Annotated in this window: 9 protein-coding genes; all 9 read left to right on the forward strand. The window is 70.7% G+C overall.

What is annotated here, in order from left to right; genetic code table 11:
- On the forward strand, window positions 1-210 hold a 210-nt coding region (locus ACNFOC_RS43225), incomplete at its 5' end, for a hypothetical protein (RefSeq protein WP_416964483.1).
- A 101-nt stretch (window positions 211-311) separates the two neighbouring features.
- The gene (locus tag ACNFOC_RS43230) at window positions 312-1,538 is read left to right on the forward strand and encodes a bifunctional glycosyltransferase family 2/GtrA family protein (RefSeq protein ID WP_416964484.1); all 1,227 of its coding nucleotides are present in this window, start codon (window positions 312-314) and stop codon (window positions 1,536-1,538) included.
- Window positions 1,535-2,803 (forward strand): putative hexosyltransferase, encoded by a 1,269-nt coding sequence (locus tag ACNFOC_RS43235; RefSeq protein ID WP_416964485.1) that lies wholly within the window; start codon window positions 1,535-1,537, stop codon window positions 2,801-2,803. The genes ACNFOC_RS43230 and ACNFOC_RS43235 overlap by 4 nt, the downstream gene beginning before the upstream one ends.
- 416 nt (window positions 2,804-3,219) lie before the next feature.
- The gene (locus ACNFOC_RS43240; RefSeq protein WP_416964486.1) at window positions 3,220-4,344 is read left to right on the forward strand and encodes a ricin-type beta-trefoil lectin domain protein; all 1,125 of its coding nucleotides are present in this window, start codon (window positions 3,220-3,222) and stop codon (window positions 4,342-4,344) included.
- A 367-nt stretch (window positions 4,345-4,711) separates the two neighbouring features.
- Window positions 4,712-5,959 carry an ROK family protein gene (locus ACNFOC_RS43245; protein WP_416964487.1) on the forward strand — a complete coding sequence of 416 codons (1,248 nt, stop codon included), beginning with the start codon at window positions 4,712-4,714 and terminating at the stop codon, window positions 5,957-5,959.
- 107 nt (window positions 5,960-6,066) lie between these two features.
- Window positions 6,067-7,503 carry an aldehyde dehydrogenase family protein gene (locus ACNFOC_RS43250; RefSeq protein ID WP_416964488.1) on the forward strand — a complete coding sequence of 479 codons (1,437 nt, stop codon included), beginning with the start codon at window positions 6,067-6,069 and terminating at the stop codon, window positions 7,501-7,503.
- Entirely contained in the window at window positions 7,476-8,165 is a 690-nt protein-coding gene (locus ACNFOC_RS43255; protein ID WP_416964489.1) for a ThuA domain-containing protein, read from the forward strand. Before ACNFOC_RS43250 ends, ACNFOC_RS43255 begins: the two co-directional genes overlap by 28 nt.
- A 484-nt stretch (window positions 8,166-8,649) precedes the next feature.
- A complete protein-coding gene (locus ACNFOC_RS43260; protein ID WP_416964490.1) occupies window positions 8,650-9,957 on the forward strand; it encodes an ABC transporter substrate-binding protein in 1,308 nt (435 codons plus the stop codon).
- A 104-nt stretch (window positions 9,958-10,061) separates the two neighbouring features.
- Window positions 10,062-10,595: a carbohydrate ABC transporter permease gene (locus ACNFOC_RS43265; protein ID WP_416964491.1), complete on the forward strand. Its 534-nt coding sequence runs from the start codon at window positions 10,062-10,064 to the stop codon at window positions 10,593-10,595.
- The last annotated feature ends 105 nt before the right edge of the window (window positions 10,596-10,700 follow it).

Consider the following 10,700-nt stretch of genomic DNA (forward strand, 5'->3'; position numbering starts at 1 on the left):
GACCACGACCCCCACCGGGAGTCCGACCACCTCGTCCTCAGATCCGACCACGACCGGCACGGCCCCGCCGCCCTCCAGCACGGGGACGGCCAACACGTCCACGGGGCACGGCACTTCGACGAGTTCGTCCACGACCACGACACCGCCGACGACGGAGACGTCCGCGGCGGTGGGGCCGACGAGCTCCGGATAACCCGTCCCAACCCGTAAGCCCCAGCTGCGACATCGCGCCCGCAGGCGATCCCGCATGCCCTGCGGCTGCCCACAGACCAGGACAGAACATGGTAATGCTGACGAGCCAAACGGGTCCGATGAGTCAACTGCCGCTCCGCACACCGGTGTCGGCACACCACCGCGAGCCCGTCCTCGACGTGGTCGTCCCCGTGTTCAACGAGGAGAAGGACCTCGAACCGAGCGTACGGCGGCTGCACGCACACCTGTCGGAGACGTTCCCGTACCCGTTCCGCATCACGGTCGCGGACAACGCCAGTACGGACGGGACCCCGCGCATCGCGGCCCGACTGGCCACCGAATTCCCCGAGTTGGAGTGGCTGCGGCTCGCCGAGAAGGGCCGGGGCCGGGCGCTGCACACGGCCTGGTCCGGGTCACGGGCGCCCGTGCTCGCCTACGTCGACGTCGACCTGTCGACCGACCTCGCGGCGCTCCTCCCGCTGGTCGCCCCGCTGATCTCGGGCCACTCCGACATCGCGATCGGCACCCGGCTGGCCCGCGGCTCCCAGGTGGTGCGCGGCCCCAAGCGCGAGGCCATCTCCCGTTGCTACAACGCCCTGTTGCGCTCCACCCTCGCCGTCGGCTTCTCCGACGCGCAGTGCGGCTTCAAGGCGGTACGGCGTGATGTCGCCGAGCGGCTGCTGCCCCTGGTGAAGGACTCGGGGTGGTTCTTCGACACCGAACTGCTGGTGATCGCCGAACGGGCCGGACTGCGTATCCACGAAGTACCGGTCGACTGGGTGGACGACCCCGACAGCCGGGTCGACATCGTGTCCACGGCACTGGCCGACCTGCGTGGAATCTCCCGCATCGGACGGGAGTTGGCGCGCGGCACGCTCCCGACGGCGGGGCTGCGCCGGGCCGCCGACGACGGCTCGCGCCCGGCCGGCCTGGCCGCCCAACTCCTGCGCTTCGCCGCCGTAGGAGCGGTGAGTTCCGTCGGATACGTCCTGCTGTACGTGGCGTTGCGCCCGGCGACGGGCGGCCAGACCGCCAACGCGCTGGCGTTGCTGCTCTGCGCCCTCGCCAACACGGCCGCGAACCGCCGCCTGACGTTCGGACTGCGCGGCCGCACCGGCGCACTCCGCCACCAGGCCCAGGGCCTCCTGGTCTTCACGGTCGGCCTCGCCCTCACCAGCGGCTCCCTCGCACTCCTGCACCACACGACACCAACTCCCGCACGCACCACGGAAGTCGGCGTCCTGGTCGCCGCCAACCTGGCCGCGACCCTCGTACGGTTCCTGCTCTTCCGGGCCTGGGTGTTCCCCGCCAGGCGTCGCCGCGAGACGGAGGCGACGGCGATATGAGCGACACGACGACCTTGATCCGGCCCGTCGCCGGGAACTCCCCGGAGACCTCAACTGGCCTCCCGTACGGGGCTGTTGGTGCGTTCCTGCGCCGCACGGCCCGCCACTACGGCCCGGTGCTCGCGCTGTACGGCGTGCTGAAGCTCATCGGTTTCTCCGTCTTCATGTACCTGCTGGACTCCGACGGCGGCTTCCGGACGAGGGACCCGCGCTTCGGCGGCGGCGCCCACGTCTGGGACGTACTCGCGACCTGGGACGGCTGGTGGTACCAGCAGATCGCCGAACACGGCTACCACCCCGCGCTCGTCCAAGTCCCCGGCGCCACCGGCCTGATCACCCTCGAAGGCAACTCGGCGGCCTTCTTCCCGCTCTACCCGGCGACGATGCGACTGGTCTCCGACGGGACGGGCCTGGGTCTGTACGGCTCCGGGATGCTGGTGTCGGTCGTGGCGTCGTTCGCCGCGGCGCTTGGCATCCACGCCGTCACGGCCCGGTTCGGGGGTAGACGGGCCGGGTTCGCGGCAGCGGGGCTGTGGGCCGTCTGGCCCGGCTCCGGCATGGAGTGGTCGGCGTATTCGGAGTCCCTCTACATCGCCCTCGCGGTCTGGGCCTGCCACGCCGTCATGACCGACCGCTGGCTCACCGCGGGCGTCCTCACCTTCGCCGCCGGCCTCAACCGCCCGACGGCCGTGGCGCTCATCGCCGCCCTCACCGTCGCCGCGCTCCAGACGCTCCACCGCCGCCGGGAGAACCTCGCGGGCCCCTGGGTCGCGATGGCGATCGCGCCGCTCGGTCTGGTCGGCTACCTCCTCTGGGTCGGCAATCAAATGGGCGACCTGACGGGCTACTTCAAGCTCCAGTCCGGTGCCTGGGCGCACAGTTTCGACTACGGCAAGCACACCGTCGACGTCTTCGGCTCCATGGCGGTCGGGCGCTTCAACTACCTGTTCGCGTACCCCTTCGAGGACATCATCGGCGTGGCCGTCGTCCTGCTGGCCGCACTCCTGATCCCCCTCCTGATCCGCCTGCGCCCACCGGCCGTCCTGACCGTCTACACCCTGCTCACCCTCGCCCTGGTCCTGGGCAGCCAGCAGATCTTCGGCAACGTCTCCCGCTATCTCCTCCCGTGCTTCCCCCTCCTCATCCCGTTGGCCGTCAAGCTCCGCACCCTCCAACTGCCCATGCTGTGCCTGCTGTTGGGCATCGCGGCGGTCGCGTCGGGGTCGTACGGGGGGTATGTGCTGTTTGAGGTGGGGGTGCCGTAGGCGGCAGGGGTGGGTTGTGGACGGGGGCTCGTGGAGAGGCACGCCCGCTGTTACCGGCGGGCCGGCGTTCCGTACGTCGAGTCGGACATCATGGGTCGGCTCGAGGGCCCCATCTGGGCGCGGGGCGCCGGGAGTTGGTGCGTACCGAGTGGATCGAGGCCCTGCGTGTCCTCGGACGGCTCGACCATGCCGGCGCGAGCTTCCGGCGCCGGACGGGCACCGCGTGTCGCGCCTTTGCCAGTGGGTCGTGAGCACGACAGAATCGCCCTCGTCCGCGAGGACGTCGATCGCCGGCGCCCGTTCAAGGCGATCACGAACCACCGCGGGCCCCCACGGACGACCACGACGTCTTCGACCCTTCGACGCCGCCGTACCGCCCGTGCGGGAATCCACAACTCCCGTACTGGAAGGACGACATGACGGCCTCCTCCGAGGACCCGACTGCGGAGGCCGATCCGACGCCGGAGGCCGCCACGGCCCGAGCCGAGCAGCGCGACGCCGCGTCACTGTCCCTGCCACGCCGGCAGAGGGGCCCCTCTGTGATCGCCGCTGCCGCCGCCGCGCTGGGGCCCGCTGCCGACTCCGAGTCCGGGGCCGTGCCCGACCCCGGGTCGGTGTCCCCGCCGCCGTTGTCCGCGGCGGCGGCCGAGTTCGCGGCACTCACCGAGGGCGCGCCGGACACCGCGGCACCCGGCGTCCGCACCGGTGTCCGCGCCAGGGTCATGGCTGACCACCGCGCCGACGGCACAGCCGTTCCGGGCCGGTCCGCGCCCCACCCCGCACGGCGCCGCAAGGTGCTGCTCGCCGCCGCCGCCGTCACCGCCGGCGTCCTGCTGATCGGCTCCCTGTTCCTCATGGGCGGCGGCAGCGAGGGGAGTTCGGAGGTGGCCGGCACTGGATCGGACGCCGCCCTGGACGGAGGCGGCAACCAGGACGCGTCCGGCTCCGCCTCGCCGTCGGGTGAGTCCTCCGCGCTCGACGCCGACGCCACCCGGCACCCCGACGGGCGGCCGACGTCGGACGCCGCTTCGCCGGGATCCGGCAAGAACACCGTTGGTTCCACGGCCACTTCGAACGGCGAAACCAAGAACGGCCTTGCCTCGCCCGGTAGTTCGCCCGGGGACTCCTCGCCGGCCGCCGAATCCGCCGACGCGGCCAAGGGCGTGCTGATCCGTGGCCGCGCCTCCAGCCGCTGCGTCGATGTGACCGGAGGCAGTTCGGCGGACCACACCCGGCTCCAGATCTGGGACTGCACGGGCGCCGCCCGTCAGAGGTGGCAGTTCGCGTCGGACGGGACCGTCCGTGCTCTGGGCAAGTGCATGGATGTCGACGGCGGTTCCCGGCAGGACGGCGCGTGGATCAAGATCGTCGAATGCAATGGCACGGGGGCCCAGCGGTTCCAGCTCAACGCCGCGAACGACCTGGTCAACATCCAGGCCGACAAATGCGTCGACGTCACCGACCAGGGGACCGGCAACGGCGCGGAGTTGCAACTGTGGACCTGCACCGGAGCGGGCAACCAGAAGTGGAGCACCGGCTGACGCGGACGATCCCCATCAGCCCGATGGCGACGGGGTGTCCGAAGCGCTGGGGCTCATCTCGGGCATGCGGTGGAAGCCCGTCCCGTAGATCGCCGCGACCGGCATCGGCGCGAACGGAAGCGCCGTCCATGACGAGATCTTCCTGAGGTTGGCTCCTCAACGGGACCACGGCGGCCGGTCCGGGGAACCGTGCGTACATCGGGTCGGCCGCGAGGGGGCTGGGAGCACGGGCGGAGGCGGTCAGGCGGACGTGGCGGGATCCGGGGAGTCGTAGGCTGGCAGACTTCGTTCTGTGAAATCCGTGGTGAAGCGAACGACGAGTGACTTGCGGCGGCACAACCGGTCCATCCTCCTCTCCGCTCTGTATGTGCAGGGACCCACCAGCCGGAACCAGCTGACCCGTGTCTCCGGCCTCAGCTCCGCGACGGTGAGCAATGTCGTCTCCCAACTCCTCGCCGAGGGCCTGATCGCGGAGGGCGGTTCGGAGGACTCCGACGGGGGCAGGCCGCGCTCGGTGCTAGAGATCCGCCCGGACTACGGCTCCGTGATCGGCGTCGACATCGGTGAGACGCACGTCCGGATCGGGCTGTTCGACTGGACCCTGTCGGTGATCACCTCCGAGGTCTACCCGATCGCCGACACCCGGCTCGACGCCGAATCGGTGGCCGCACTGGTGCTCCAGGGCATCTCCGACGTGACCCGCGCCGCGGGCGTCGACCCCGCGGACCTGCTCGGCATCGGCGTCGGTGTGCCCGGCGCGGTCCAGCCCGACCCGCGGATTCCCGGGCGCACGCTGGTGCACGCGCCGACGCTCGGCTGGTCCGGTGTCGCGCTCGGCGAGATGCTCGCCCCCGGAGTCGCCGCCCCGCTCATGCTGGACAACTGCGCGCGGACCCTGGGCCAGGCGGAGATGTGGCGCGGCGTGGGGCAGGGCGCCGACCGGGTGGTCACCGCGCTCATCGGGGTCGGGGTGGGCGCGGCCCTCGGGTCGGGCACGGAGGGCGGCACCACGGGCCTGGCCCCGGCCACGATCGAGTGGGGGCACACGGTGATCTACGCCGGAGGGCTGCCCTGCCGCTGCGGTTCGCGGGGCTGCCTGGAGGCGTACGTCGGAGCCGATGCCATCCTCCACCGTTACCAGGCCACCCTGGGTAGCCAGCCGTTCCACGCCTCCGGGACCGAGGGCCGGCTCGCGGAGCTGACGGCGCGGGCGGCCACCGATCGGGTGGCCATGGAGACCCTGGAGAAGATCGGGGAGTACATCGGCATCGGGATCGGCAACCTGATCAACCTGCTCCACCCGGACCTCGTGGTGCTCTCCGGATGGGCGGGCTCGGTGATGGGCGGGGTGGTGCTGCCCACCGTGCGGGAGACGGCCGAGCGGCACGCCCTGTCGTATCTGCGGGGGCGCACCCGGATCGAGGTCGGGCGGCTGGGCCAGGAGGCGGTGGCGATGGGGGCGGCCACCCTGCCGGTGGCGCACCTGCTGACGACGGGCGGCCGACGTCCGGAGATCGCGCCTGGGTCCGGGGCAGGGTCAGGGTCAGGGATGGGTTCCGTGTCAGGGATGGGTTCCCTGCCCGGGTCGGGGTCCGGCGCCGGGGCTTGGGCGTAGACCCGCCGTAAATCAATCCGCTGTGCGGTGGGACTGGTTGACGTCCGTGATGTTCGCCTCTTAGTTTAAGTCAAAGCCAAAGTCTCCCTGACCTCCGTGGAGTCTTCATGACGTCTCAGTTCCCCGTGGCACAGCTCTACATCGACGGAACGTTCGGCCCGGCCTCGTCAGGGCGTACCGCCGACGTCGTGGAGAAGGCCACGGGTGCCGTGATCGGTACGTACGCCCTCGGCGGGGCCGTGGACGTCGGGCGGGCGGTGACCGCGGCGCGGGCCGCCCAGCCGGGCTGGGCGGCGCTGAGCGCTCCCGAGCGCGCGGCGGGCCTGCGGCGGATGGCCGAGTTCTTCCAGGCGCACCACGCGGAGCTGGTCGAACAGAGCATGCGCGAGACCGGCGGAGTGCGGGCCAAGGCCGAGGACGAGGTGTCCACCGGCATCCGTCAGCTCCAGATCTCCATGATCCAGGCGAGCGAGAACGCCGGCGACCTGCTGCCGCCGTACAAGGCGGGCAAGCTCTCGATGTCCCGGGCGGTACCGCTCGGTGTGATCGGTGTGATCACACCCTGGAACTACCCGGTCAACCTGGCCATGCGGGCGGTGGCACCGGCGCTGGCCTTCGGCAACACCGTCGTGCTCAAGCCCGCCGAGCTCACCCCGATCATCGGCGGCCAGGTGCTCGCCGAGGCGGCCCGGGCCGCCGGACTGCCGCCGGGTGTGTTCAACGTGGTGACCGGCGACGGCCTCGACGCGGGGCACGCGCTCGCCGAGCACACCGGCCTGAACCTGCTGGACTTCACCGGATCCCGTGAGGTCGGCCTCGCCATCGCGGCCTCCGCCGCGGCCACGCTGCGACCGGTCCGGCTCGAACTCGGGGGCAGCAACGCCTTCGTGGTCCTCGACGACGCCGACATCGACCTCGCGGCCTCGTGCGCGATGATCGCCTCGCTCGAATACCAGGGCCAGACCTGCATCAGCGCCGGCCGCCACATCGTCACCCGCGCGGTGGCAGACCGGTATCTCGACGCCCTCACCCGCCGCGCCGCCGCCCTGCGCGTCGGCGACCCGATGAGCGGTACGGCGGATCTGGGCCCCCTGATCAGCACCCGCCAGCGCGACCGGGTGCACGCCCTCGTGACGGCATCGGTGGAGATGGGCGCGGAGGTGCTCACCGGCGGCACGTTCGACGGTCCCGAGGGGCTGTTCTACCGTCCTACCGTGCTGGCCAAGGTGACGCCCGACATGCCCGCCTTCACCGAGGAGATCTTCGGCCCGGTCCTCCCGGTCACCGTGGTGGACGACCAGGAGGAGGCGGTGGCCGTGACCAACGGGCTCCCCATGCTGATGAACTCGGTGTTCTCCGCCGACCTCGTACGGGGCCTGTCGGTGGCCGAGCGGCTCGACGCCGGTGAGGTGCACGTCAACGACGCCCACGCGCGGCACGGCGCGGACGACCAGATGGCGGGCTTCACGAAACGCCAGTGGATCGGTCTCCAGCGCACGCCGCTCACCCTGCCGTCGTGGACCGCCGACCCCGCGACCCGTTGATGGCCGCGGCGCGTACGGCGCTGGTGGTCCGCGGCGGCTGGGAGGGTCACTCCCCCCGGGAGTGCACCGACCTGTTCCTGCCCGCGCTGGCCGACGCCGGTTTCGCGGTCACGGTCCGGGAGGACCTGGAGGCCTACGCCGACGCGGACCTCATGGCACGGACCGATCTCGTCGTGCAGTGCTGGACCGAGGGCCGGCTGACCGAGGAACAGAGCGGGGGGCTCGTGTCGGCTGTCGAGGCGGGCACCGGCTTCGCGGGCTGGCACGGCGGCGTCGTAGCGACGTTCCAGGACACTCCCGCGTATCTGCGCATGGTCGGCGGCCTGTTCCTGCACCACCCGGAGGAGTTCCTGGAGTACCGGGTCCGCATCGAGCCGGAGCACCGGGAACACCCGGTCGTCGCCGGGCTGCCCGACATGACGGTGGTCACCGAGCAGTACTGGATGCTGACCGACGCGTTCAGCACGGTACTCGCGTCCACCACCGTCGTTCCGGGCGCCGCGGGGCAGGGCGAGCGGCCGGTCGACATGCCCGTCGTATGGACCAGGCAGTGGGGGCGGGGGCGCGTCTTCTTCTCCGCCCTGGGCCACCGCCCGGACGACCTGCGCGAGCCCACCGTAAAGGCGCTCACCACACGCGGACTGCTCTGGGCGGCCCGGTGAACTAGCCGGTAGAGCCGGTAGGGGTGAATAGGTAGGGGTGAATTAGCCGGTAGAGCCGGCAGGGGACGAGAAGCCCGGTCGCGGCAGCAGCCGTGACCGGGCCCTGCCCGACCGGCTCTTCCCGGCGGGGCGCCGCTCCCGTGCACGAGTCCTGCGGGGGCTCCCGTCCACCCGCCCCAGCGCGTACGGTGCGGAGGGCCGGGCGGCCCCGCTGTGCGAGCCGGCCCCTGCGTCCGTCGCCCTGCGCGGACTTCCTCTCATGAAGAAATCGACACGTCCAAAGAAATCGACACGTCGTAAATCGGTACGTCGGTCATATTGACCCTACCTCTGCCGCGACTTAGCTTAAGTCGAAGTCAAAGTCGGAGCAGGTCGACTGCCGGTCGGCCATGGGTTCAGGTCCCAGGGGGACCACCGGGCGACGGCCTCACAGGCGGGACGACCGCGGCAGGCCCTCTTCTGACACGAAAGTGAGCACTGGCCAATGAAGACCAGATTCGCCGCAGTCGCAGGCGCCACACTGGCCGCAACACTGGTTCTCGCCGCCTGCGGGGGAGGCGGCGGGAGCTCCGGCAGTGGATCGGCGCCGACCGGCGGCAAGGTCCGCCTGACCATGTGGGCCTGGGACCCGGGCATGGACAAGGTCGTCGCCCTGTGGAACTCGACGCACCCCGACATCCAGGTCGCCCTCAGCAACCCGGCCGGCGGTGACCAGCTCGTCAGCAAGATGATCACCGCGCACCAGGCGAAGACCGCCCCCGACATCGCGAAGGTCGAGTACCAGTCGCTGCCCGGCCTCGTCGCGAACGGCGTGGTCCGCGACATCACCGCCGAGACGAAGAAGGCGGTCAAGGACTTCGACGACGCGACGCTGGCCCAGACCCGCTTCCAGGGCAAGGTCTACGGCATCCCGCAGGACTTCGCCCCGCTGATGATGTTCTACCGGGCCGACCTCTTCAAGAAGTACGGCCTGAAGGTGCCCGCCACCTGGCAGGAGTACGAGCAGGTGGCCGCGCAGCTGCACAGCAAGGCCCCCAAGGCCTCGATGACCAACTTCGACGCCGCCGACCCGGGCTGGTTCACCGGCCTCGCCCAGCAGGCGGGAGCGGACTGGTGGACCACGCAGGGCGACTCCTGGCACGTGGACATCAACGGCACGGCCAGTGACAAGGTCGCCGACTACTGGCAGGGCCTGGTCGACAAGAGGCTGGTGAAGAAGAACCCCTCCTTCTCCCCGCAGTGGAACAAGGAGATGAACAACGGCACCCTCCTCACCTGGATCTCCGGAGCCTGGGCCCCCGCACAGATCGGCGGCATCGCCCCGTCGACCAAGGGGAAGTGGACCGCCGCGCCGCTCCCGGCCTGGACGGCGGGCGACTCCACCACCGGCATCTGGGGCGGCTCGGCCATCACGGTCACCACTGACTCCAAGCACCCCGCCGAGGCGGCGGAGTTCGCGAGTTGGCTCAACACCGACGACAAGGCGGTCACGGCCCAGGTCAAGAACATCAACATCTACCCGGCCTCGACCTCGGGGCGCGCTCTGCCGATCCTCGACCAGCCGCCGGTCTTCTTCCCGAACCAGCCGGACTTCTACGCCGAGGTGAAGAAGGTCGCACCCGGTGCCCGCAGCTTCTCGATGTGGGGCCCGAATGTCACCGTGACCTTCTCCGCGTACCGGGACGGTTTCGCTGCGGCGCTTCAGTCCGGGAGCTCGTTCACCGGGGCGCTGGACACCATGCAGAACAACACCACGGCCGGCATGAAGAAGCTCGGGTTCACCCTCAACTAGCCCCGGCGACCGGGCCGGCTCCACCGGCATCAACCACCGAAGCAACCAGTCACCGAAACAACCAGTCACTGGCACCAGCCATTCATCCGATGAGGACGATGTCGATGGCGACAAGCATTTCGCGGCGGGGCCGTAGGGCGGGCCACAGCCGGCTCCCCTATCTGCTGGTCCTGCCCGCGATCCTGCTCCTCCTGCTGTTCGTGGTCGCCCCCGGGGGCTACGCGCTGTTCCTCAGCTTCCAGCAGCGCAAGGTCAGCGGGGGCCTGCTGGGAACAGGCAGCAGAACGGTCTTCGCGGGTCTGGACAACTACTCCACCGTGATCCACGACACCGAGCTGTGGCACAGCCTGCTCCGCATGCTCCTGGTCGGCGCGATCACCGTACCGGCGACCGTGCTCCTCGCCCTGCTGTTCGCGCTCCTCCTGGACACGGCGCGAGCCCGGCTCACCCGGTTCGCCCGGCTGGCCATCTTCCTGCCGTACGCGGTGCCCGGCGTCATCGCCACCCTCCTGTGGGGCTTCCTCTATCTGCCCGCGACCAGCCCCATCGGCGGACAGCACGTCGACTTCTTCGGCAGCTCGATGGTCTACGTCTCGGTCGCCAACATCGCGGTGTGGGCCACGGCCGGCTCGCGCTGAGGCCACCGTACCCGAACTGTCCACATAGTGACGCTGAGTTGACCGGTCCGCACCGCCGTGCTGTACTCCGGACCATGACCGACACCTCTGTCCACCTCTGGCGGA

Source organism: Streptomyces colwelliae (assembly GCF_048158785.1).
Classification (GTDB): domain Bacteria; phylum Actinomycetota; class Actinomycetes; order Streptomycetales; family Streptomycetaceae; genus Streptomyces.

What these genes read in the sequence shown, in the direction of transcription:
- ACNFOC_RS43230 (WP_416964484.1), top strand. Translation starts at nt 312, where the DNA reads ATGAGTCAACTGCCGCTCCGCACACCGGTGTCGGCACACCACCGCGAG.
- ACNFOC_RS43235 (WP_416964485.1), top strand. Translation starts at nt 1,535, where the DNA reads ATGAGCGACACGACGACCTTGATCCGGCCCGTCGCCGGGAACTCCCCG.
- ACNFOC_RS43240 (WP_416964486.1), top strand. Translation starts at nt 3,220, where the DNA reads ATGACGGCCTCCTCCGAGGACCCGACTGCGGAGGCCGATCCGACGCCG.
- ACNFOC_RS43250 (WP_416964488.1), top strand. Translation starts at nt 6,067, where the DNA reads ATGACGTCTCAGTTCCCCGTGGCACAGCTCTACATCGACGGAACGTTC.
- ACNFOC_RS43260 (WP_416964490.1), top strand. Translation starts at nt 8,650, where the DNA reads ATGAAGACCAGATTCGCCGCAGTCGCAGGCGCCACACTGGCCGCAACA.
- ACNFOC_RS43265 (WP_416964491.1), top strand. Translation starts at nt 10,062, where the DNA reads ATGGCGACAAGCATTTCGCGGCGGGGCCGTAGGGCGGGCCACAGCCGG.